Here is a 24,177-nt window from a genome sequence, read left to right as displayed (position 1 = left end):
TTCCTCGTGCTGTTAATCAAAGGGTGAGAATCAGCTTACGCGAACTCGGCTACCAGTTTCGCGAAGTCGTCTTCGCTCAGACGAATGTCTTGGCTAGCCAAGGCTTCCTCTTTAAAGCCAGTAACGAGCTGCTCGTAAGATTTTTGCTCCGTGTTTTGGTAGATCAGACCAGTCAACAGACCTTTGTATTGCATGGATGTAGCCATGGCCTTGATGCGGTCGTGCGGGTCATAGCCTTCAATAGTGTCTACCGGCACAATGTTTTCTTTAAACCAGTCATAGGTGTTTACCTTGTTGTAGGTTACACAAGGGCTGAATACGTTGATCAGGGAGAAGCCCTCATGCTTGATACCCATTTCGATCAGTTCGGTCAACCCTTTCAGGTCGCTGGAGAAAGATTGAGCGACAAAGGTAGCACCGACAGACAGAGCCAATTCAACAGGAGAAATGGCAGATTCAATCGATCCGGCCGGAGTCGACTTGGTTATGAAACCGGTCGCGGAACGTGGAGACGTTTGCCCTTTTGTCAGACCGTAGATTTGGTTGTCCATTACGATATAGGTGATGTTCATATTGCGGCGGATCGCATGAACAGTGTGGCCCATACCGATCGCGAAACCGTCACCGTCACCACCCGCAGCGATAACAGTCAGCTCGCGGTTTGCCATTTTCAAGCCTTGTGCAATTGGAAGTGCACGACCGTGCACGCCGTGGAAGCCGTAGCAATTGATGTAACCGGAAATACGTCCGGAGCACCCGATACCGGATACGACTGCCAATTGTTCAGGTTCGAGACCTACGTTAGCAGCAGCGCGTTGAATCGATGCCTGTACGGAGAAGTCTCCACAGCCCGGGCACCAGTTTGGCTTTACGTTATTGCGAAACTCTTTCAAAGTCGCCATGTTTAATCAGCCCCTTAACTTCGCTATAGATTTCCTTCGGCAAGAACGGGTTTCCGTCGTATTTCAGCACGGATTGGATTTTTTCAGCGTGTCCGATGTGCTGTTTGAGCAGATTGGTTACTTGCGCCTGTGCGTTGTGTTCCACTACGATCACTTGTTTTGCTTTCTCAACATGCGCTTTCAGCTGTTCAGCCGGGAACGGATGAATCAGACGGATTTGCGCATGGTTCACTTTCACGCCTTCGCTTTCGAGGCGAGCTTTCGCTTCCTGGATGGTACCGATCGTGGAGTTGATCCCTACGATCAATACATCGGCATCATCATGCTTCGCGTCGAATACTACAGGGTTTTTGAAGGTTTTCAGTACGCCTTCCAGCTTGCGCATACGCTTATCCATTTGAGCGACACGGTTCGCCGCATTCTCGGAAGGACGACCGGTTTGGTCATGCTCTACGCCGGTAACGTGGTGCAAACCGTATTTTTGTCCCGGAATGACGCGCGGGGAAACGCCGTCTTCCGTTACTTCATAGCGCTTGAACAGATCGTTCTGCTCTTTTTCCGGCAGTTCTTGTCCAGCCAGCAGTTTTCCGCGGCGGATTTCCACCTTGCTATAGTCAAATGGGTCAACTGTTTGTTTGCCCAAGGAGAGTGTCAGGTCAGTCATAACAATGACAGGGAGTTGGTATTCTTCCGCGATATTGAACGCTTCGACGGTATCGTAGAAGCACTCTTCGACCGTGCTCGGCGCGATAACGACTTTCGGGATATCGCCGTGAGTACCGTAGATCATAGCGTTCACGTCGGATTGTTCCTGCTTGGTTGGCATACCGGTAGACGGGCCGCCACGTTGTGTATCGACGATCACAACCGGTGTCTCCGTAATACCTGCCAGACCGATTGCTTCCATCATCAGGGACAGACCCGGACCTGCAGAAGCAGTCATGGTGCGGACACCGCCAAAGTTAGCGCCGATCGCCATCGTAATGGCAGCGATTTCGTCTTCAGTCTGAATAACAGTACCGCCAAACTTCGGCAGCTTTTTGATCAGATATTCCATAATTTCGGAAGCCGGCGTAATCGGGTAAGCTGGCATGAAACGGCAGCCAGCGGCTACTGCGCCGAGGGCGATTGCGTCGTTTCCGATCAAAAACAGCTGTTTTTGACCGTCAGCCTTCTCCAGTTGGAATTCAGGGAGTTGTCCACCCGTCAATTCGTTGACAAAGTCAAATCCGCGGCGAATAGCTTCCATATTCTTTTCCACTACTTTTTCGCCTTTGCGGAGGAACATATCTTCAACAATGTTGCGGTAGCTTTCCGCTGGAATGCCGAGGATCGCGCTGGATGCACCAATAGACACCATGTTTTTCATCAGGGACGTACCGAGCTCGTCGGCAATTTCGGTCAACGGAACGGTAAAGAATCGAACCGCTTTCAGACCTTCCGGCAGTTTCGGGTTGAATTTCGCGTCCGCAATGATGATACCGCCTTCGCGCAGCTCGTGAGCGTTAAAATCAATGGTCTCCTGGTCGAATGCAACGAGGATGTCCAGATCGTCGGAGATTGCGCGCATCGGCTTGGTGCTCACACGAATTTTGTTGTTGGTGTGTCCACCCTTAATCCGGGAAGAGAAGTGGCGATAGCTGTACAAATGGTATCCCATCCGATTCATGGCCATCGAGAAGATTTCACCAGTACTCTCGATACCCTCCCCTTGCTGTCCTCCAACTTTCCAGGAAAGTTGACTAATCATTCAGATTCCACCCTTTCAGTGACTGTGAGAAAAAGCTGTCCCACCTTACACGACAGGTTCCGATAAGATGTGACAAAATTGTGCATAGACTGTACCAATTGTAGTCCGAGCTATGCAAAAAAGCAAGTGCTTTCACTCAACTTAACTTTGACCTGAATTAAACGTTGAACTTGGTACATTAATGTTCTCAATGACTATTGTAGCACGTTTCGGAAAACAAGCAACCAGTTTTCGCGCATAAAATTCTGTACTTCTGCCTCTTTATAACGCTTCAGAAGAGTATTCACCAGATTGTGGTAATCCCCTGCTCTCGAAAGGTCTCCGAAGGTTGTCGTGATACCGTCGAAATCGGACCCGAAAGCAATTTTGACAGCTCCAGCGTATCCCAAAAACCAGGCTCGGCCACATGTGAAAGATCGATCACCATTCATTTCCGTGATCACGCTTCTGCCTAACATCGTCAAGCCGCCTGGATTCGGTTCCTGGCAGCCCGCCGCCACGGCATTTCCGTGATTCAGGTCAAGGTCATGCCCCGTAAACCCAAACGGTGCCATGTTCTCAGCTGGACCAGGCTCTCTTCCAGTGCATGCGCGCCTTCTACAAACAGAATAGCCCCTTTGGTTCCCTTTAATACACACTCCTCCAAATCGGCCCTGCCCAGAATCGGCCGGAACCGTTCGCTCGCCACGCGTTCATGAAACAGATCGAGCATCTCCAGCACTGCCTGAAAGCGCCTGCCAAACGGTACATGACGAGGCACGTAGCACGCGAGTACTTGTATATCTACATTCCCTTTTTCAAGCTCGGGGAAACTTGCCTGCAGTTCTTTATGTCCGTAATAAAAATCCAGCTCCGGTTTTTCCCACGGCTTGGACAACGCATCACAATGCGCATCGAAAATCCTCATCGCCAGCCCTCCCTTTCCATGGAAGTTCTAGCAGTACGTACGACTCCCAATTCAAACCGTACCATACCAGCCTGCTTTCGCATACATGAAAAAAACCTGTTCATTCTAGGAACAAACAGGCACTTCAAAGCATGTTCAGTTAGGAATTATCTGGGCTCTACGATCAGCTTGATTGCTGTGCGCTCTTCTCCATCAATCACGATGTCGGTAAAGGCTGGAATACAAATGAGGTCAACACCACTCGGCGCTACGAACCCTCGTGCGATTGCTACTGCTTTGACAGCTTGATTAAGTGCCCCGGCGCCAATGGCTTGGATTTCGGCCGCTCCGCGTTCGCGAAGCACACCTGCTAGGGCACCAGCAACGGAGTTGGGGTTAGACTTTGCTGAAACTTTTAATACTTCCATCCTTTTGAACCTCCCGTCTGATAGGAATCCTCTCATCATTAGAATGATATTCGCATAACCCCTAAAAATTCCTGCAACTGCGCATGAAAGATTCAAAAAATTCAAATCTTATTCTTATTATTCCATAAATGGATGCTCGGCGTCAATTCGGATTCTCTCTACTCTCCTGGCGCTCCCCGTCGTCTTGTCGATGGTTATGAGCACGGCGTTCAATTGAGCCGGTTCCCCGGCTACCTCGAATCGTGCCGGAAGCTGGGTCATGAACTTCCGGATGACGGCCTCGCGCTCCATTCCCAAAATGCCGTTCATCGGTCCGCACATCCCGACGTCACACAGGAAGCCTGTGCCCTGCGGGAGAACCCGCTCGTCCGCCGTCTGCACATGCGTATGTGTTCCGACTACCGCGGTAACCCTGCCGTCCAGATACCAGGCTAGCGCTTGCTTTTCCGAGGTCGCTTCCGCGTGAAAGTCGACAAAGATATATTTGGTCCGCTTTCGCGCCTGCTCGACAAGCTTGTCAGCCGTTTGAAACGGACAATCCAGCGGCGGCAGGAAAGTCCGGCCCTGAAGATTGATGACTGCCAGCTCTCCTTCTGATTGCTTGACATACGTGATCCCGCTGCCCGGAGCTCCTTCCGGGAAATTGGCCGGACGGATCAGGCGAGGCTCCCCGTCGATGTAATCGAATATCTCCTTGTTGTCCCACGTGTGATTCCCCATTGTAATCGCGTGGACACCTAAGCCAAACAGCTCTTTGGCGATCTTCTCTGTGATGCCTCTTCCGTGGGCTGAGTTCTCCCCGTTTACAACCACAAAAGTAGGTTGGTACTTTCGTTTCAATAATGGAAGATACGTTTTGACGATATCTCGTCCGGGAGATCCCATGATGTCTCCGATAAACAGCAGTTTCATTTGGCCTTCACCTCGAGTTCTAGTATAGCACTTCTTGCCTGCGAAAAAAAAAAGCGGCCTTCTTCCCTTTGCTACAGGCACTGCCGGACCTTGGCCTGCCCGCCCAAAAAAAGCTTCCATCGAGGCCCCATCAAAGCAGGTTTTCTTCGTTGGCGGAAGCTTTCTATGCGTTCCGGAACGTTCTGTATGAAAAGCAATTGCAAGTCCTTAGACGATAAAAATTGCATATCCCTTGACGAAAAAAAGTAAAGTGGCAGACGCCACTTTACTTTGCATACTCGACAGCTCGGGTCTCACGGATAACGGTAACCTTGATGTGACCTGGATAGTCGAGTTCATTTTCAATTCGCTTCGTAATCTCACGTGCCAGACGAGTCGCTTCGGCATCGTCGATTTTCTCAGGCTGCACCATGACGCGAATCTCGCGTCCAGCCTGAATGGCATAAGACTTTTCCACGCCATCGAACGACTCCGAGATCTCCTCCAGCTTTTCCAAACGCTTGATATAGGTTTCCAGCGTTTCGCGGCGAGCCCCCGGCCGTGCGGCAGAAAGAGCATCCGCGGCTCCAACCAGCATCGCGATCACAGAGGTCGGCTCCGTATCCCCATGGTGGGAAGCAATACTGTTGATAACCACGGGATGTTCGTTATACTTCTTAGCCAGCTCGACGCCAATTTCCACGTGGGAACCTTCCACTTCGTGGTCGATCGCTTTGCCGATGTCGTGCAAGAGGCCGGCCCGCTTTGCAAGCTTCACGTCCTCTTTCAATTCCGCAGCCATCAAACCGGCGAGATGAGCGACTTCCATCGAGTGCTTCAGCACGTTTTGACCGTAGCTGGTCCGATAGCGCAGGCGTCCCAAAATCTTGATCAGATCCGGATGGAGGCCGTGAACGCCCGTTTCAAAAGTAGCCTGTTCCCCGTACTCGCGAATTCTCTCATCCACTTCCCGACGAGCTTTTTCAACCATTTCCTCGATACGAGCCGGATGGATTCGCCCGTCAGCGACAAGCTTGTCCAGTGCGGTTTTCGCAATCTCCCTGCGAATCGGGTCAAACCCAGACAAAATAACGGCTTCAGGAGTATCGTCGATGATAAGATCAATCCCGGTAAGTGTCTCCAACGCGCGAATGTTTCGTCCTTCTCGACCGATAATTCGCCCTTTCATTTCATCGTTTGGCAACGTGACTACCGAGACGGTTGTTTCCGCCACATGGTCAGCAGCACAACGCTGAATGGAGGTTGTGATGATTTCGCGAGCACGTTTGTCCGCCTCTTCTTTGGCCTGCGTTTCGATCTCTTTGATCATAACAGCCATCTCGTGGCGTACAGTGTGTTCTACATCGGTCAGAATGATGGTTTTGGCTTCTTCTTGCGTCAAGCCGGAGATGCGCTCCAGCTCTGAAACCTGCTCTTTATATAAGTGCTCCACCTTGCTTTGCATGTCCGCAATGGTTCTGTCGCGCTCGGCCAGTTCTTCCTCCTTGCGCTCCAGCTGTTCCATTTTGCGATCCAACGCCTCTTCTTTTTGCAGAATACGGCGTTCCTGACGCTGGATTTCATTGCGCCGCTCGCGCAGTTCCGTCTCCGCTTCGGAGCGAAGTTTGAATACCTCATCCTTCGCTTCCAGCACTTTTTCCTTCTTGACGGCTTCCGCGTCCCGTTTGGCTTCTTCCACGATCTGCCTGGCCGCTTCCTCGGCACTGGAGATCTTTGCCTCCGCGATCGATTTGCGTACGAAGTAGCCAATGGCAAGTCCGACAAGCAGCACGGCAACAAGCACAATCATCATAACTATTGAGTTTTCAAAAATGGCACTCATAGGCTTTCTTGTTTCACCTCCTTGTGGTAAGACATCTCCCCGCTTTCCAAGCATTCGTTATCCCACGGCGTACTGCTGTTGTATCGCTCCATGAAAGGCTAAAAAACAGGACCGATTTTACTCGGTCCGCTGAATCCGTACATCCCGTACGGTTCTTCAGTTGTTCACTGGGTACGAGCGATCAAATCAGCGAAAAGGTATGATACAGCTAGTAAATACATATCTATTTTATTATTTGTGAACAAGAATTGTCAAGAACATGCAAAAGCTCCCCCGTTAGCCTGGATCGCTCTCCTTCAGCTCTCGACGAATCTCCTGAATAACGGATTGTGAGAATCCCTTTCTGTACAGCATGGCCAGAATCTTCTGCTCTTCATTCCAATCCAGTCGACCTTTGAAACGGCGCAATTTTTTTTGCACCAGCCCACGAGCGGCAGCGAGCTCATCGTCTCTGGTGACCGTACTCATCGCTCCTTCGGCTGTCTCCTTGTCGATGCCCCGCTGCTTTAACTCCATCCGCAGCATCATCGGGCTTCTCGGCTTTAGCCGGAGCCGCTCGCTTACCCACTGCTTCGCGAAAGCCTGGTCATCGAGATACCCCATTTGCTTGCACCGATTCACGATATTCTCCGCTGCTTCCTGCGGAAACCCTTTTTCTTGCAAATAGGTGATGACCTGCCTGGATGTGCGAGGTCTGATTCCCAGATAGCGCAGGGCAAGCAAAAACGCTCTGTGCTCCTCCTCAGCCAAAAGAATTTCCCGTACAAACCCGTCGTCGATTTCCATCCCTTTTGCCAGCTGGTATTTTACCAATATATCTTCATGGACCGAAAAAATCAGTTCATCTCCGATATAAAAATGATAGCGATGCTTGTTTTTTACATCTCGGTGAACAGCGGTAATCTTTCCGCTCTTCATCGGCTTCGCCCCTCTCGCCAAAACAGGAACAGCCTGTCAAGAACGACAGGCTGCCACTTTTTCAATTACTCCAGATCAAAGGCTGGTTCCTCATCTTGCTCGGGATCGATGACCGGATCAGTTGCCGGGATGGAACCAGGATGCAGGCTGTAGTATTCTCGTACCTTGGCTTCGATCTGCGCTGCAATTGCTGGATTTTCCTTCAAGTAGATCTTGGCGTTTTCACGGCCTTGGCCCAAACGCTCTTCGTTGAAAGAATACCATGCTCCACTCTTTTGCACCACGTCGATTTCCGCACCGATATCGAGAATGCTGCCTTCCTTGGAAATCCCTTCGCCGTACATGATGTCCACTTCCGCGGTCTTGAACGGCGGCGCAACCTTGTTTTTGACGACCTTCACCTTGGTTTTGGAACCGATCACGTCGTTGCCTACCTTGATCGACTCGGCCTTCCGCACATCGAGGCGGACACTGGCGTAGAACTTCAAAGCTCGTCCACCAGGCGTTGTTTCAGGGTTTCCAAACATAACCCCTACTTTCTCGCGCAGCTGGTTAATAAAGATCGCAATCGTCTTGGACTTGTTGATTGCACCGGAGAGCTTGCGCAGAGCCTGTGACATCAGACGGGCCTGCAAACCGACGTGCGAATCGCCCATCTCACCCTCGATCTCAGCCTTCGGTACGAGTGCCGCGACGGAGTCGACTACGATGATATCTACCGCGCCTGAACGAACCAGCGCTTCCGCGATTTCCAGAGCCTGCTCGCCTGTATCCGGCTGTGACAGCAGCAGCTCCTCGATGTTGACGCCCAGCTTGGCGGCGTACACAGGATCCAGGGCGTGCTCGGCATCGATAAACGCTGCCTGTCCTCCCTGACGCTGGACCTCTGCGATCGCATGGAGAGCGACAGTCGTTTTACCGGAAGATTCCGGTCCATAAATTTCAATAATTCGGCCACGCGGGAATCCTCCCACGCCGAGGGCAATATCAATGGCAAGCGCGCCAGTGGATACGGTGGAAACTTGAACGTTCGCCATATCCCCCAGCTTCATGATGGAACCCTTGCCAAACTGTTTTTCTATTTGACGCAATGCACTTTCCAAAGCGGCGCGGCGGTCTGACAAATACGACACTCCCTTTCCAAATCGTTACTGTTATCTTCTTGTCTTCATCATACATCGAGACAGAAGGGTTTGCCAAGTATTTTTTGCGAACAAATATTCGCATAGAAAAACCACCTGTCCCGAATGCGGGACGCGGTGGCATTTTCTGTGTCGGGAAATGATCTAGGAGCGCTTGCCGCGCGGTTTGGCAGGCTCCAGGTTGATCCGCTTGCCGTTGATCCGCGTTTGGCGCAGCGACTCGTACACGAACGGCGCGACTTCCTCCGGCACCTCGACAAACGTGAAGTTTTCGAAAATGTCGATGCGGCCGACAGCCTTGCCGGGAATTCCGACAGTCTCGGAGATTTCACGAACCAGGTCTTGCGGGCGAACGTTCGCGTTGCGCCCTACATTCAGGAAGAAGCGAACCATGCCTTTTGCCGCGCCCGTTTCACCGAAGTTGTAGGCTTCAGCCTCTTCCGTCTCGCCGATTTCGCTGTGGAAGGCGAGATGCAGAGCGGCAGCTGCCACTTTTTCCGGCGGATATTGTTCTGTGAGCGACTCTGCAACCTTCGCGTACATATCCGCGATCGTATCGTTTTCCAAAAGCGAGACTAATTGCTCGCGGAGCTGCTCCTGCTTGCGCTCCGCCACTTCCTCCAGAGACGGAACATTGCGGGAGACGATCTGCGCTTTTGTCTGCTTCTGGATGAACATCATCTGTCTCATTTCGCGAGGGGTCACCAGCGTCATGGCGATTCCTTTGCGTCCGGCACGGCCCGTACGTCCAATCCGGTGCACGTAGCTCTCGGAGTCTTGTGGAATGTCGTAGTTGATGACGTGGGAGACATTTCCGACGTCAATTCCGCGCGCAGCTACATCAGTCGCGATCAAGAACTCGATCGAGCCTTCGCGAAACGCATTCATGACCTTGTCCCGCTGCGCCTGGGAGAGGTCTCCGTGCAAGCCGTCCGCGAGGTATCCGCGGGTCTGGAGTACCTCTGTCAGCTCGTCGACGCCTCTCTTCGTCCGGCAGAAAATGATTCCAAGCTCGACGTCTTCGCTGTCCAGAATGCGGCAAAGGCTCTCTACCTTGTTGCGGTCAAAGACTTTGTAGTAGACCTGTTCGATTAGCGGGGCTGTCACTTCTTCGCGGCTCACAGCGATCGTTTCCGGCTGTTTCATGTAACGGCTGGCAAGACGCTTGATCTCAGGAGGCATGGTTGCGGAGAAGAGCAGGGTTTGTCTCTCTTCCGGGAGGTGGTTGATAATCGTTTCGATGTCATCCACGAAGCCCATGTCAAGCATTTCGTCTGCTTCATCAAGTACGAGCGTATGGACATGATCCAGCTTGAGCGTTTTCCGGCGCAAGTGGTCGAGCACGCGGCCCGGAGTCCCCACGATCACTTGCACGCCTTGACGAAGGGCTCGGATTTGATGGCCGATCGATTGACCGCCGTAGATCGGCAGGGTGCGGATTTTTTTGTACTTGGCAATTCGCAATAGCTCCCCCGCTACCTGAATGGCTAATTCGCGCGTAGGCGTCAATACAATCGCCTGCACCCGGTTTCCTTGCGTCACTTTTTCCACGAGCGGAATCCCGAATGCTGCCGTTTTCCCCGTACCTGTCTGGGCTTGACCGATCAGGTCTCCGCCTTCAAGCACTTTTGGAATACACGCTGCCTGGATCGGCGACGGCTCCTCGAAGCCCATGTCATAGATCGCTTGAACAATTGATTTATGTAAAGGAAAATCAGAAAAAATCGTCATATACGTTCACCTTTCTTTTGTCGCTGAAGCGCGTAGAATAAAGCAAATTTGGCGGCACGTCCAACGATGGCGTGTCTTCTGCCGGCCAGCCGGAGCTCTTTGACAACCGTCGGCATTCCCTCAACCGCCACCCCGATGTAAACAAGTCCCACCGGCTTGCCCTCGGAAGGGTCCGGTCCCGCAACACCTGTAACCGAAATGCCGCAGGTCGCGCGCAGTTTCTTGCGCACGTTCTCGGCAAGCAGCTGGGCTGTGTGCCTGCTGACCGCCCCGTCAGTGTCGAGTACGTCCTGAGGAATATCGACGAGCTCGCGCTTGGCGTCGTTCGTGTAGCATACGATTCCCCCTCGCAATACCGACGAGCTGCCGGGGACTGAGGTGATCAGCGAAGCGACTTTTCCGCCTGTGCAGCTTTCGGCGCAAGCGATGGTTCGCCCGCTCTGTTTCAACTCATTTACGAGGACCTCGTGGAGAGAGGTTTCCCCATTGGCATAAATAAATTCACCCAAGCGGTTGTGAATCTCCCGTTCGACCGGCTCGATCAGCTTCTCCGCTTCGGCCACCGTTTTTGCCCGTGCCGTAATCCGCAGTGTAACCTCAAACTCCTTGGCATAAGGGGCAATCGTCGGATTCTCCTGGCTTTCGATCAGGTCCAGCAGCTGTTCTTCCAATGCGGATTCGCCAATCCCGTAAAAACGCAGGACATGGGAGTGAAACACTTGCTGCTCAGGCAGCAAGCCGATCAAATAAGGCATGACGTACCGATCGACCATCGGATACAGTTCGCTCGGCGGCCCTGGCAAAAGTACAAATGTACAGCCATTGTGCTCTGCAGCCATCCCGGGAGCCATTCCGGCGTCGTTGGGAAACACCTGCCCGCGGTCAAAAACGAGCGCCTGCTTCCGATTGTTTTCCGTCATGACGATGCCGCGCTGAAGAAAAAACGATTCAATGCGTTCCATGGCCACAGGATCAGTGACAAGCTGGGCGTCAATAAGTGCTGCCACCGTTTCCTTGGTCAGGTCATCCTGGGTCGGGCCCAGACCGCCAGTAAAAATGATCAGGTCGGAGCGCTCGGAAGCCTGTTTGGCAACCTGCTTCAGACGTTCCGCGTTGTCGCCCACCACCGTATGAAAATAGACCCCAACGCCTATCTCCGCCAATTTTTGCGACAAAAACTGCGCGTTCGTATTGGCGATCTGCCCCAGTAAAAGCTCTGTTCCAACTGCAATAATCTCCGCTTTCATGCCCCTCATCCATTCTCTTTGAGGATTGAAAAAAGAGTCCAATACCCGTTTCCTTACGAGTATTGGATTACATTGCGATTCTTGGCGAAATAGTCATAGCCCGAGTAGAGCGTGATTACTACCATGGCCCAGATCGCTACTGTATCAAATGGAATTCCAAAAATAGCAAACGGGAAGTTGCGGATCATCACCGCGGTGATCGCCACGATCTGAATCCACGTCTTTATTTTGCCCAAGGCGCTGGCTGCAATTACCTGTCCTTCTGCTGCTGCGACGAGACGCAAACCGGTTACAGCAAACTCCCGGCTGATGATGATAATCGCAATCCAAGCCTCGAGCCTTTGCATTTCCACCAGAGAAATCAAGGCCGCGGAGATCAGCAATTTATCAGCCAGCGGGTCGAGGAACTTCCCCAAATTGGTAACGATTTTTCTTTTACGGGCAATGTAGCCGTCTAGACCGTCCGTACTGGCCGCTAGGATAAAAACCAATGCCGCAATCAGCTCGTTGTAGGTCATCGTCAGGCTGCCGATGGTAAAACTCCCGATATTGTAACGCACCAGCAGAAAAAACATGACTACGGGCACCAGGAAAATCCTGGCAAGGGTGATGCGGTTGGCGAGATTCACCTAGACTACCTCCCCGGCGAAGTCATATTCATAGGAGTGCGTAATCTTTACTTTCACGATCTTGCCCAGTTCGCCTTTGTATCCGGTAACAAACACCTCACCGTCAATTTCAGGCGCATCGTACTGGGTGCGGCCGACAAAAATGTCGTTGCGCCCTTCGTAACGCTCGATCAAGACATCCAGTTCGCGGCCGACAAAACGTCCGTTCCGCTCAGCGGCAATCTCCCGCTGGATCTCCATCAGCATGTTAGCTCGCTTTTCCTTTGTTTCTTCATCGACATGGTCAGGAAGCCGTGTTGCTGGTGTATCGTCCTCATTGGAGTAGGTAAACACACCCAATCGATCGAATTTCACGTCCTTTACGAACTCGCAAAGACGCTCGAAATCCTCTTCGGTCTCGCCCGGAAAACCGACGATCAAAGATGTGCGGAGAGCCACGTCCGGCACCTGCGCCCGGATTTTGGCCACCAGTTCACGTGTATCCCGCTGGCGTCCTGGGCGGCGCATTTTTTTGAGGACATGGTCCTCGGAATGCTGCAGGGGCATATCCACGTATTTACATACCTTTGAATTGGTGGCGAAAACTTCAATCAGCTCGTCCGTGAAGAAACCCGGATAAGCGTAGTGAAGCCTGAGCCACTGTATGCCTTCCACCTCTGCCAAACGATTCAGCAATTCGGGAAGCATGTGTTTTCCATCGTAAATATCGGTGCCGTAATTGGTTGAGTCTTGCGCAATCAGACTGATTTCGACAACGCCTTGGTCGGCCAGGTGCCTTGCTTCTTCCACAATAGATTCGATCGTCCGGCTGCGAAATCCTCCGCGCATGATCGGAATGCTGCAAAACGTACAGGCGTTGTCGCAGCCCTCCGCGATTTTCACATAAGCGGAGTAGGTGCCTGCTTTTACTTTCCGCTTGACTACTTCCTCGTACGTAAAAATGGGATTGCCCACATAAATCGGACGTTTTCCTGCAAGCGATTCCTCGATAATGCCGGTGATCGACATAAAATCGCCGGTCCCGACAATCCCGTCCACTTCGGGAATCTCATTCAGAATGTCCTCTTTGTATCGTTGCGTGAGACAGCCAGCCACTACCAGCGATTTCAGCTTGCCGGAGTCTTTCAGCTCAGCCATATCGAGAATCTTGTTGACTGATTCCTCCTTGGCCGCATCAATAAACCCGCAGGTATTGACAATGACGACAGTCGCTTCATCAGGATTGTCGACCAGCTCGTAGCCTTTCTCATCTATCAAATGGGCCATCATATCCGAGTCGACCAGATTTTTTTCACAGCCCAATGTTACGATCGCAACTTTTTCTCGTGAGCCTACCTTCTCTGTCATCCTTCTTTTCCTCCAATTGGTCACACCAGCCCAGATTACACCTATACAGTATAATATAAGCCACGACGGGGTGTCAAAGTTGAAGAACGCACAAAAGGCAAGCAAAATGCTTGCCTATTGGGTGACCGGCTGCTCCAACGTAATGCTTACATTGGATGGCATGAACTTTAGTTTTGATGTATCCAGAGGTGTTCCGTTGACAGTAACTTGTACGGCACTCGGTTTGCCAAGGCGGATGTACGCTGTTTTTCCCAGTTCAATTTCCGCCTCCTGATCCTTGGACAGCGTGCCTTGCTTCGGGAATTTTTTTACCTGGGTCTCTGCCGCGCCATACCAGCAGCTGTCGCTAACCGCTTTGATCTTGACGATGATCTTGTCGCCGCCGGTCAGGGTGTACTTGTACAGAGAACCTTGCTGGGACTCGAACGTCAGTACCGACTGCGGCGTCTCTCCCGGTGCCGTCGCGCCATTTTCCGGAGTCGTTTCCGGGGTTACAGCCGGCGGACTGGGGGTTTGGGCTTGGGGTACCTGCGGCACCGGCGTCGGCGTCCCTCCCTGCCCCGGACCTACAACCTCCGCTCCCGGATTCAAATTGCCTCCGGGTACAGGCTGGGTAGTAAACCCGTCGCTGTTGACGGCAGCCACGTAAATAACTCCAATGATCAGCCCGACAAAGAGCACGAGCAGTGTTTTTGTAACCCACTTGCCTGCTTGCAGCGGATTGCTTGTTGTCGCGACTCGCCGTCGGCGGAGCCGTTCCAGTTGTTCCTGTGGAGGTTGGGCTGGCAGGTCCGACTGGAAATGGCTCATGATATGGTTTGGATCGAGCCCAACAGCTTCCGCATAGCTCTTGATGAACGCACGCGCGTAAAAATGGCCGGGCAGTACGTGAAAATGGCCCCTTTCAATGGCTTCTAAGTAACGCCGTTGAATTTTTGTAATCCGCTGAATGTCGTCGAGCGTGATACCTTTTTCTTCGCGGGCCTCTTTTAGTACTTGACCTAGCTCAGACACAGCTTACCCTCCTTCATCTTATGTCATGTCGAAATTGTCGAACCCGCGGTTGTTGATCAGATCGTATGTAATTTCTTCATCAGGGTGCTGCCGCAGCTCGATAATGTAATGGAACTCTGACAGTTCGTATTCTGACTCCCGCACGAAGATGTCGGGATGTTCGATAATTTTGGCTGCCGGAAAGCTCATGACTTCCCGCAGAAGAGAATGATGCTTCTCCGTCGAGCGCATCGTGGAAACAATCCCGTCAATCAAATATACATGATCAGCGGACATCTCATCAATGGCGAGAGAGCTGCGGACGGTTTGCCTGAGCAGGGTCGAGGAAAGAAAGGTCCAGCGTTTGTTGGCCGAAACGCTTGCGGCAATCATGGATTCTGTCTTGCCGACGCGAGGCATTCCACGGATGCCGATAAGCTGATGTCCTTCCCGTTTCAAAATCTCCGCCATGAAATCGACGAGCAGTCCCAGCTCATCCCGAACGAAGCGAAATGTTTTTTTGTCTTCGCTGTCTCGTTCGATGTACCGGCCGTGGCGAACCGCCAGCCTGTCGAGCATGGTGGGCGGGCGCAACCGCGTTATCGTTATCTTGTCCATCTTTTGGATAACATTGCGCAGTACTTCCATTTTCTCGTCATCATCCGTCGTAAGCAGCATTCCCCTTCGCATATCGTCAACACCGTTGATCGTCACGATGTTGATTCCGAGCATCCCTAGAATGGATGCGACATCTCCCAACAAGCCAGGGCGATTCTTTGAAATTTCGTATTCCATATACCACTCTTTTTGCGCTTCCATGCCCGATCCTCTCCGACACCCAATTTTCTCTTCCTAAGTAGTATAACACGTTCCGAATAATCGACAATGATGGAAAAGAAAAATCCCCAAAAGACGGGGATTTTTGACTTATGAACGACCCTGTTTAATTGCCGCGATTTACATTGTTTGGATCTTGGACCAACTTCACCATCAGAGAAGCAAGCGCCTTCTGCTGCTCCTCGTCGCCGGCATCCCACAGCTGCTTCAGCAGGCGTTCCTGATCGTTTTTCGGATCGACCTGTTCAGCCAGGTAGCCCCCGATTTGATAGGCTACATTTTGCAGCGTGTCGCTCTCCATCCCAGCTTGCTTCGCCTGCTCCACCCGCTCGCCGAGAAATGTTTTCCAGTCACGAAAATTGTCAAGAACTGACATTTGTTTTCCCTCCTCCTATGCATTGCGGCCCCCTATTCGACCGTCACATTGGTAGAGTTCCATCAAGAAGGGAAAAATATGCATGATTTTCTATGCGTACCAACCGCCGTTCGGACTGATGATCTGGCCGGTCACGTAACTGGCTTCCGCAGAAAGCAAAAACCTCGCGACAGCCGCGACCTCCTCGGGCATGCCCAGTCGTCCCGCGGGAATTTCGCTGGCGAGCATGCTCACTTCCTCGGGAGAAAAGCGGTCCATCATGCCTCCCTGTATGGCACCGGGAGCCACCGCGTTTACCGTAATCCCGTTCGGCGCCAGCTCTTTTGCCAGCGCTTTGGTAAACGAGTTGACCGCTCCCTTGGCCAGCGAGTACAGCACTTCGCAGGATGCCCCCGTCATTCCCCAGAGGGAGGAGATGTTGACAATCCGCCCGAACCGCTCGCGGAGCATCGCAGGAAGCGCTGCCTGGCTGACAAAAAATGCGGAACGGACATTTGTCGCGATCAACTCGTCGAACTGCGCGGGCGACACGTCTGAAAAAAGACCTACATGATCCACGGAGGCATTGTTGACGACGAGCAGAGGTTGGACGATCATCGCAGCGAACATGGCGGTGATCTGCTCGGTCTGGCGAAGATCGGCTTGCAAGGCGTAAGCCGCAACCCCTTTTTCCCGGCATGCCTGCAGAATCGGCTCTACTTTATGCGGTGATTGATGATAATGCAAGTATAGCGGGATGCCTCTCTCGGCGAGCGCCAGGCTGATGGCCCGCCCGATCTCGCCGGAAGCTCCCGTGACCAATGCCCATGGCGGCGTGCTGTACATAAACCTTCACCTACTCCTGTGGCGAAGCGGAACGAACAATCGAAACAGCCATTTGCTCGGGTACAAAATGCTCCTTCATGCGCGCTTCTACATCTTCGCGGGTGATCGACTCAAGCGTCGGCACCACGGAGAACAGCTCATTTCCATTGAACTTGTAGCTGGTAAACTGGTTGGCGATAAATTCGACCGAATTGAGAGAACGGAGGAACAGCCCGATTTTTTTCCGTTTCGCCCGTTCAAAATCCTCCTGGTTGATTCCAGCCTGCTTCAATTGATGAATGCCTTCCTTGATTTCTGCCACCAGCTTGTCGGGATCGGGCGTGTCTCCCCCGATAATGGAGTAGCCGTACTCCTTTTCCCCGCTGTAGTCGAAATCAAAGCTCTCCGTTATCAGCCCCTGGTCGTACCATTTTTGATAGAGGGAGGAGCTTGTGCCAAACGCGATGTCCAATACCAGTTTAGTGGTCAGGTCACGCTTTAACAAGGCCTCCCCCGTTAAGCCGTCTGCCTTTTCCTTATACCCGATCAGGCACTTGGGCAGACCGACCGGCAGCTGAAACTCCACGCGCTCCTTGGCGACTGCCGACGGCTCCTGCGGAAACAGGCGCTCAATGACCGGTGTCGGAGAAAATTGTTTTGCCGCCTGATTGTCCCTCACCCACTTCATCACCGTTTCCGGATCAAAGGAGCCAACAACGAGCAGCACCATGTTGGCAGGATGATAGAAGGTTTCGTAGCACTGATACAGGGTGTCCTTGGTGATATGGGAAATGGACTCGATCGTCCCGGCAATCTCGATGTTGATCGGGAACTTCTGGTACATGGCTTTCAACAGGTTCATGTAGACCTTCCAATCCGGATTGTCGTCGTACATCGTAATTTCCTGACCGATAATGCCCTTTTCCTTTTCTACGCTGGCCTCGGTAAAATACGGCTCTTGCACGTAGTCCAGCAGCAGGTTGAGGTTGCGGTCGAGGTTTTCCGTGCAAGAGAACAGGTACGCCGTCCGGTTGAAGCTCGTAAACGCGTTGCAAGACGCTCCATTTCTGCTGAACTCATGCATGACATCCATGTCCTTTTTCTCAAACATCTTGTGCTCCAGAAAATGGGCGATCCCGTCCGGAACATGCACTTCTTCGCCGTTTTTCAAGCGAAAGTGACTGTCAATCGAGCCGTAACGAGTCGTAAATACCGCATAGGTCTTGCTGAATCCCTGTTTGGGCACCAGATAGACAGCCAGTCCGTTGGGTAGCTTCTCTTCGTATACAGTCTCATGGAGCTGTTCAAATACGGTCGTCTGCATATCAGGCATCTCCCTTCTTGTCCCGCAGCAAGTAGATCGTGTCAATGACCACCTTGGACGCCACCCGCTTCAAATCCTCGACGCCAATTCCGTCGATCTGGGCGAGCAGCTCCCCCAAATTTCGTTTGCGTCCGCTAATCACGCCGTTGTAGGAAAAGTCGATCATCATGCGGGCGCTGTCCAACAGCTCGCGAAACTGGTTGGACAACGTCGCCTTTGTCTGCGCCAGCTCCTCCTGGCCGACATTTCCCTGCTTCATGCTCTCCAGCTGCTCCTTGATGATCGTGACAGCCCGGTCGTAGTTTTTCACATCGATTCCGGACATCATCATCATGATCCCCTTGTGACTCTCCAGCCTGGAAACGGCGTAATAGGCCAGGCTTGCCTTTTCGCGCACATTGACAAACAGCTTGGAGTGCGGGAAGCCGCCCAGCACGCCGTTGTACACGAGCAGCGCCGGATAGTCTTCATCCGCGTAGCCGATCTGCGTGCGGCAGCCAATGTTCAGCTTCGCCTGATTTACTTCCAGCTTGTCGATCACGACACGTTCCTGGGAAACCTGTTTTTTGGCCATGGTCGGCCCGATCTGCCGGACATCCCCGCGGTCCAGCTGAATAAACTTCCCGATAGCCGCCTCGACCTCCGATCGCTCCACGTCTCCGACGACAAACATGTCGACAGGACTGCGGCTCGTCAGTTCCTGAAAATGGGTGTACAGCTTTTCGCCGCTGATCCCGGCAAGATCCTGAGTCCGCCCTTGAACCAGCAGGGCAAACGGCTCGCCGTTGCACATTTCTTCCGTGACGCGCTGATTGGCGTATTTCATCTTGTCGTCGATCAGGCTTTCGATCCGCTTTCGCAGCGTCTCTTTTTCCTGTGCGACGTATTTATCCGCAAAAGCGTTCCCTTCCAGATAGGGCCTGCTCAGCACATCGCCGACAAAGCGTATGGCGGATTCCAAAAGAGCGTTTTCCTGCGACAGATACTTTTCGTTTGGAACCTCCATGTAGATCTGGAGGATTTGGCGCTCCCCTTTTTTGACGACATCCACATCAAAAATGGCTCCGTACAGAAAATCAAGGTGCTCGCGCAGCTGCTTGGTCTCCGGGAAACGGGCCGTAGCCCGCTTCATCACCATCGCCAGCAGAGCCGTCTTCGTGACGTTTTCCTCCGAAAGCTCCTGTTCGATCATGGTGACGATTGTCGTCGTCTTAAATTTGGCTGTTGGCATGATATGTACGTTGATACCGTTTACGGCGGAGGTATGAAATGAAATTTCTTTCACGCTTTCGCTCATGGCCAAACTCCCTTCTCGTCTTACTCCCCTCTATTGTAACCAATTGGAAGGGGGTTCAGCAAAGATGACTGCCAGAAAATAGCCCGCCCGGCCATAGCTTGGTGCTACGCCGGGCAGTTTGCCCTGCAAAAAGCGGCATGCAGCGCATTTCCGCCTTTTTGCTCCTATTACATTATGCTCCGAGATAGGTGCGTACGACTTTTTCGTCATGCAACAGCTCATCGGCCGCCCCGCTTATCTCTACTTGACCGGAGGAGAGGACATAGGCCCGGTCAGAAATAGCCAGAGCTGCCGCCGCCAGCTGTTCCACCAAAAGGATCGTCTTGCCTTCGCTGCGCAGCTGCTTTACGGTATCCAAAATGAGCTTGACGTACAAAGGGGACAACCCCATCGACGGCTCATCCAGGACGAGCAAGTCGGGATCGGACATCAGCGCACGGGACAGCGCCAGCATTTGCTGCTCGCCGCCGGACAGGGTACCCGCCGTCTGCCTTGCCCGTTCCTTTAACCGGGGAAAGCGGTTGTACTCGCGCTCCAGCCACTCGCGGACCTGACGGGGCTGCTGCTTGACTTTTGTGTATGCGCCCAGGATGAGGTTGTCTTCCACTGTCTGATCGCCGAATACTTGACGCCCCTGCGGCACATGACCTATGCCCAGCCGCGTGATCGTGTGAGCCGGCATTCCGGAAATCCGTTTGCCTTGGAAGTGGATTTCTCCCTCGCGAAGTTTTACCAGGCCCGTTATTGCCTTTAACAGCGTTGTCTTGCCCGCGCCGTTGCGTCCGATCAAAGCGACGATTTCCCCTTTTTCTACCTCGAGATTGACGCCCCGCAGCGCTTCGGCCATCCCGTAATGGACCCGGACGTTATTTACCGACAACAAGCTTCGTCACCTCCTCGCCGCCCAGATAGGCTTCAATGACTTGCGGATGGTTCTTGATAAAAACGGGATCGCCCTCGGCGATCTTCTTCCCGAAGTCAAGGACGGTGATCGTATCGCAGACGTTCATCACAATTTCCATATGGTGCTCCACCAGCAGGATGGCAATCCCCGAGTCCTTCACCTTGCGAATGACCCGTACGATATTGTCCACTTCATACAGACTGGCTCCTGCCGCCGGTTCGTCGAGGATCAGAAGATCGGGCCTGGTCGCGAGTGCGCGGGCAATTTCGACCAAGCGCTGCTGACCATAGGAGAGCGAAGCTGCCTGCTCGCCCGCTTTTTCAGCCAAGCCGACGAACTGGAGCAGGCGCATGGACTCGTCCCGGAAACGGCTCTCTTCTCTCCAAAACCCGGGGGTATGCAGGACATTTGCGGCAAAGCCTTTCCGGTAGTGGAGGTGAAAGCCGAGCATCACGTTTTCGAGTACGGTCAACTCGTGAAATAGCTGAAGGTTTTGGAAGGTGCGGGTGATTCCGGCCGCTGCCATCCTGTGCGGAGGAAAGCTGGTTGCGTCCATCCCCTTCCACGTCAGAGTCCCTTTCGTGGGAACATAGACCCCGGAGAGCATGTTGACTGTTGTGCTCTTGCCGGACCCGTTCGGTCCGATCAATCCTCTTACCTCCGATCCTTTTATCGACAAGTTGATCTCGTCCACCGCACGGAACCCGTCAAACTCCATGACCGCCGCCTGTACACGCAAATCGGCTCCAGCCGGACTGCTCATCCGGCTTGGCTCCTCTGGACCGGCAGCAGATGCCAAAGGTGAGGCAGCACGCTGGCTCCTGTTCTTGAGGATGCGCTGTACTCCCCCGACGATCCCTTCGGGCAGGGCGATCAGACTAAGCAGGAGAATCCCGCCAAAAATCAGCAGATGGTAGTCGTACAGGCTTTGCACCCATTGAGGCAGGAGGAAAATGACAATGGTTCCGACCAACGGGCCAAGCCTCGTGCCGGCGCCGCCTACGATGACCCCGACGAGAAACAGAATGGACTTGTCAAAGGTAAAGGTGTCGCTGTTGAAATACGCGTTCTGAAAAGCGAACAGCGCTCCTCCGAGACCAGCCGTGCAGGCGCTGATCGCAAACGCCAGCACCTTCCAATTGCGGACGTTCACGCCTACCGTCGCCGCCGCCACCTCGCTGTTTCCCATCGCCCGGAATGTTCTGCCGTATCGCGAGGTAAAGAGATTGTCGATCAGTACGGTGACGACGATTGCGATGACAGCTATGAACCAGTAGTAGGAGACCGTTCCGAGGCCAAGCCCGAACAGCTGTGCTTCCGGCAAGTACAAGCCTGCCGGCCCGCCCGTCACCTCCACCCAGCGATTGGCGACAATTTCGACCAGCAAGCCGAAGGCGATCGTGACCATGGCGAGATAAGGACCCTTGGCCCTGAGCGACAGCATCGCCACGAGTCCGCCCGCTCCGGCGCAAATCAGGACGCCAAGCAGCAGACTGAGCAAAAACGGCACCCCTGCAGCGGTGCACAGGCCGGTGACATAAGCCCCGATGGCATAGAACCCGGCATGCCCCAGAGAAAGCTGTCCCGACAAGCCGACAAGCAGATTGAGGCCTGCTACAACGATGTAGGTGTAGAGAAAGCCTTGCGCCAGATGCACGTAATACGAACTTGGAAACACCCAGGGAAAGGCGTACAAAGCGAGCGCAATCAAGAGATAAAGGAGCCACTTTTTCATATCAGAATTTCTCCTTTACTTTCTTTCCGAGCAGTCCCTGGGGCATGAAGATCAGAACGATCAAAATCAGCAAAAACGCGCTCGCATCCTTGTAGGCTGAGCTGTACAGCGAGAACATCTGCTCGATGACCCCAAGCAGCAGACCGCCGATCAAAATGCCGAGCGGATTGGTCAATCCCCCGATAATAGCGGCAGCAAAAGCTTTTAATCCAAGCGTTGCGCCCATGAAAAACGCCGTGTTGGTGATCGGGCCGACGAGAATGCCTCCGATCCCGGCCAGCGCGGACGAGAGGGCGAAAGCCAGGACTGCCATCCGCTTTGGGTTGATTCCCATCAGCGAAGCCGCTTCCGGGTTGAAGGCTACAGCAGCCAAAGCCTTTCCGAGCAGCGATCTGTTCAAGAAGAAAAACAGACAGACCATGATGACGACGGCACTCACCCCGACGAAAAACTCGTGCCTGGTAATCCCAACCGAGCCGAATCGATACACCTCGCTCCCAAACGGCGAAGGAAACGGAATGACATTTCTTCCCCAGATCAGCATGGCGAGATTGCGAATCATCAAAGAAACGGCAACAGTGCTGAGTATCCAGCCCACGGACAATACGTGGCCGAGGGGCCGAATCGCTCCCCTCTCGAGTACCCAGCCAAGCATGCCCAAAGCCGCCGCCACGACCACGATCGTAACGAGCGCGGATCCATACAGGTTCATTCCCGCAGACGTCATTGTCCCCAATGTCGTCAACCCCACCAAGGCTCCTAGCATCAAAAAGTCTCCCTGGCCAAAATTCATCGTTCGCGTTGTCACAAACGTGATGTAATAGCCCTGGGCAATAATGGCGTAAATGCTTCCCAGAATCAATCCGCTCACCAAGGCTTGCAGCAATGGCCTTACCTCCTCTCCAGATCTCCATGGGTGCGACGCGATCATCGTTTCGCGCTTTCGTAAGCAAAGCTACGGTTTCACAATGCCTCCATCCCTGTAGGTCGCAAGGAACATGTTGGAGCTGGTCAACGCCTCGTGGTTCTCTTTGGTGAAGGGCTGCTCGCCAATGGCGGTGATGCCGGTAAAGCCGTTCATGTTCTCGATGGCGTCGCGAATTGCCTTCGGATCCGTTCCCGCTTTCTTGACGGCTTCCAGGATCAGCCGCATACAGTCATACCCTTGCGCTGACGCGATCGGGAAAATGTCTTCCCCGTATTTGGCTACCACCTTTTCGTGAAAAGCCTTCGATTCCGCACTTTGATCGATCGTAAAGGACTGCACCATGTAAACGTCCTTGTTCACCAAATCCCCAACCAGTTCTTTTACAGTCGGGTCCCCCATCGCCCAAGATGCGACTGTCAGCGGATAGTAGTTCAGTTTTTGCCGGGATTTCAAATATTGGGCCGCCTCCGGAGCAAGGCCGTAAAAGATCACGACTTCAACCTGGGCGTCTCGCATTTTGCTAAGCTGCGCTTCCATGTTTGTATCGTTTACCTGGAACGATTCCGTAGCTGTCAACGCCATGTTGTACTTGTCTTTCAGAACGCCTTCCACATCGGTCTTGCCGCCCTGTCCGTAGCCTGTCGTATCGTGCAGCAGACCAATTTTGGTCAGTTTCTTTTCTTCCACGATCCACTTCAGGATCGTTTCTACCTGCCCCTTGTCGTATGGAGCCACTCGAAAGATGTAGTTCTTGTCTTCTTTTTCATAGGTCTGGATAATAGTAGTGCCTGTCGCAACCGGAATAATCTCCGGTACGCCGGCTTCCTGGGCAAACTTGATGTGCGCTTTTGCATTGCCGGAGTTGGCTGGCCCCACAAATCCGACGACCTTGTCTTGCTGGATCAGCCTTTGTACAATCTCAACCGATTTTTCCGGCTTGGCCTCGTCGTCGTACACGATTAGCTTCGCTTTTTTTCCGTCAGCGCCACCTGCCTCGTTAAACTCATCCACCGCCATTTGCGCAGCGCGCTTTACCGCTTCTCCAAACTTGGCTGTCCCCCCGCTGAGCGAGATCGCCAATCCGACGTTAAACTCGCCGCCGGCGCTCTGCCTGCCAGATGATCCTCCCGTCTGCTCCTGCCCGCCGGATTTACCGCCAGAAGCCTGATCGAGCTGCGGGCCGCATCCCGCTACTCCCATGGTCAGAACCATCGCCAATGCAAACCACCATCTTGCCTTTTTCACTGCTTCCAGCCCCCTTTTCT

The 24,177-nt window shown here is 53.1% G+C and carries 23 protein-coding genes; all 23 read right to left on the bottom strand.

Annotation, left to right across the window (positions count from 1 at the left end; all coding sequences use genetic code 11):
- Window positions 1-35 precede the first annotated feature (35 nt).
- Entirely contained in the window at window positions 36-902 is an 867-nt protein-coding gene (locus Q3F21_RS24190) for a 2-oxoacid:ferredoxin oxidoreductase subunit beta (protein ID WP_340258707.1), read from the bottom strand.
- Window positions 874-2,652 carry a 2-oxoacid:acceptor oxidoreductase subunit alpha gene (locus Q3F21_RS24185; protein WP_340258705.1) on the bottom strand — a complete coding sequence of 593 codons (1,779 nt, stop codon included), beginning with the start codon at window positions 2,650-2,652 and terminating at the stop codon, window positions 874-876. Before Q3F21_RS24185 ends, Q3F21_RS24190 begins: the two co-directional genes overlap by 29 nt.
- A 194-nt stretch (window positions 2,653-2,846) precedes the next feature.
- On the bottom strand, window positions 2,847-3,083 hold the full coding sequence (locus Q3F21_RS24180) for a membrane dipeptidase (protein WP_340258713.1): 237 nt from the start codon (window positions 3,081-3,083) through the stop codon (window positions 2,847-2,849).
- Between the two features lie 83 nt (window positions 3,084-3,166).
- The gene (locus tag Q3F21_RS24175; RefSeq protein WP_340258703.1) at window positions 3,167-3,559 is read right to left on the bottom strand and encodes a membrane dipeptidase; all 393 of its coding nucleotides are present in this window, start codon (window positions 3,557-3,559) and stop codon (window positions 3,167-3,169) included.
- A gap of 146 nt (window positions 3,560-3,705) precedes the next feature.
- Window positions 3,706-3,966: a stage V sporulation protein SpoVS gene (gene spoVS / locus Q3F21_RS24170; RefSeq protein WP_003385776.1), complete on the bottom strand. Its 261-nt coding sequence runs from the start codon at window positions 3,964-3,966 to the stop codon at window positions 3,706-3,708.
- Window positions 3,967-4,083: 117 nt separating this feature from the next.
- Complete coding sequence (locus Q3F21_RS24165) at window positions 4,084-4,878, bottom strand: TIGR00282 family metallophosphoesterase (protein WP_340258700.1); 795 nt, start codon at window positions 4,876-4,878, stop codon at window positions 4,084-4,086.
- A gap of 265 nt (window positions 4,879-5,143) precedes the next feature.
- Complete coding sequence (gene rny, locus Q3F21_RS24160; RefSeq protein ID WP_425341298.1) at window positions 5,144-6,670, bottom strand: ribonuclease Y; 1,527 nt, start codon at window positions 6,668-6,670, stop codon at window positions 5,144-5,146.
- 306 nt (window positions 6,671-6,976) lie between these two features.
- A complete protein-coding gene (locus tag Q3F21_RS24155) occupies window positions 6,977-7,618 on the bottom strand; it encodes a regulatory protein RecX (protein WP_340258696.1) in 642 nt (213 codons plus the stop codon).
- Window positions 7,619-7,683: 65 nt separating this feature from the next.
- Window positions 7,684-8,742 carry a recombinase RecA gene (gene recA, locus Q3F21_RS24150; RefSeq protein ID WP_340258694.1) on the bottom strand — a complete coding sequence of 353 codons (1,059 nt, stop codon included), beginning with the start codon at window positions 8,740-8,742 and terminating at the stop codon, window positions 7,684-7,686.
- Between the two features lie 162 nt (window positions 8,743-8,904).
- Window positions 8,905-10,491, bottom strand: coding sequence for a DEAD/DEAH box helicase (locus Q3F21_RS24145; protein WP_340258692.1), 1,587 nt, complete (start codon window positions 10,489-10,491; stop codon window positions 8,905-8,907).
- On the bottom strand, window positions 10,488-11,738 hold the full coding sequence (locus tag Q3F21_RS24140; RefSeq protein WP_340258690.1) for a competence/damage-inducible protein A: 1,251 nt from the start codon (window positions 11,736-11,738) through the stop codon (window positions 10,488-10,490). The genes Q3F21_RS24145 and Q3F21_RS24140 overlap by 4 nt, the downstream gene beginning before the upstream one ends.
- Before the next feature lie 53 nt (window positions 11,739-11,791).
- Window positions 11,792-12,367, bottom strand: coding sequence for a CDP-diacylglycerol--glycerol-3-phosphate 3-phosphatidyltransferase (gene pgsA, locus Q3F21_RS24135; RefSeq protein WP_340258688.1), 576 nt, complete (start codon window positions 12,365-12,367; stop codon window positions 11,792-11,794).
- Entirely contained in the window at window positions 12,368-13,714 is a 1,347-nt protein-coding gene (gene rimO / locus Q3F21_RS24130) for a 30S ribosomal protein S12 methylthiotransferase RimO (RefSeq protein WP_340258686.1), read from the bottom strand.
- A 114-nt stretch (window positions 13,715-13,828) separates the two neighbouring features.
- Window positions 13,829-14,728, bottom strand: a complete 900-nt coding sequence (locus Q3F21_RS24125) for a RodZ domain-containing protein (RefSeq protein ID WP_340258684.1) — start codon at window positions 14,726-14,728, stop codon at window positions 13,829-13,831.
- 18 nt (window positions 14,729-14,746) lie between these two features.
- Window positions 14,747-15,526 (bottom strand): YmfK family protein, encoded by a 780-nt coding sequence (locus Q3F21_RS24120; protein WP_340258682.1) that lies wholly within the window; start codon window positions 15,524-15,526, stop codon window positions 14,747-14,749.
- Between the two features lie 124 nt (window positions 15,527-15,650).
- Window positions 15,651-15,920: a DUF3243 domain-containing protein gene (locus Q3F21_RS24115; RefSeq protein ID WP_340258680.1), complete on the bottom strand. Its 270-nt coding sequence runs from the start codon at window positions 15,918-15,920 to the stop codon at window positions 15,651-15,653.
- A 90-nt stretch (window positions 15,921-16,010) separates the two neighbouring features.
- On the bottom strand, window positions 16,011-16,745 hold the full coding sequence (gene ymfI, locus Q3F21_RS24110) for an elongation factor P 5-aminopentanone reductase (protein WP_340258678.1): 735 nt from the start codon (window positions 16,743-16,745) through the stop codon (window positions 16,011-16,013).
- Window positions 16,746-16,755: 10 nt separating this feature from the next.
- A complete protein-coding gene (gene yfmH / locus Q3F21_RS24105) occupies window positions 16,756-18,048 on the bottom strand; it encodes an EF-P 5-aminopentanol modification-associated protein YfmH (RefSeq protein ID WP_340258676.1) in 1,293 nt (430 codons plus the stop codon).
- Between the two features lies 1 nt (window position 18,049).
- Window positions 18,050-19,345, bottom strand: coding sequence for an EF-P 5-aminopentanol modification-associated protein YfmF (gene yfmF, locus Q3F21_RS24100; RefSeq protein WP_340258674.1), 1,296 nt, complete (start codon window positions 19,343-19,345; stop codon window positions 18,050-18,052).
- 172 nt (window positions 19,346-19,517) lie between these two features.
- Window positions 19,518-20,228 (bottom strand): ABC transporter ATP-binding protein, encoded by a 711-nt coding sequence (locus Q3F21_RS24095; protein ID WP_340258672.1) that lies wholly within the window; start codon window positions 20,226-20,228, stop codon window positions 19,518-19,520.
- Window positions 20,212-21,984, bottom strand: a complete 1,773-nt coding sequence (locus Q3F21_RS24090) for an ABC transporter permease subunit (RefSeq protein ID WP_340258670.1) — start codon at window positions 21,982-21,984, stop codon at window positions 20,212-20,214. The genes Q3F21_RS24095 and Q3F21_RS24090 overlap by 17 nt, the downstream gene beginning before the upstream one ends.
- A 1-nt stretch (window position 21,985) precedes the next feature.
- Window positions 21,986-22,870: a branched-chain amino acid ABC transporter permease gene (locus tag Q3F21_RS24085; protein ID WP_340258668.1), complete on the bottom strand. Its 885-nt coding sequence runs from the start codon at window positions 22,868-22,870 to the stop codon at window positions 21,986-21,988.
- A 69-nt stretch (window positions 22,871-22,939) separates the two neighbouring features.
- A complete protein-coding gene (locus Q3F21_RS24080; protein ID WP_340258666.1) occupies window positions 22,940-24,157 on the bottom strand; it encodes an ABC transporter substrate-binding protein in 1,218 nt (405 codons plus the stop codon).
- Window positions 24,158-24,177 lie beyond the last annotated feature (20 nt).

It is taken from the genome of Brevibacillus borstelensis (genome assembly GCF_037834415.1).
Classification (GTDB): Bacteria; Bacillota; Bacilli; order Brevibacillales; family Brevibacillaceae; genus Brevibacillus; species Brevibacillus borstelensis_A.
Note: the sequence above shows the minus strand (reverse complement) of the source record. Positions and strands in the feature narration are given on the sequence as shown.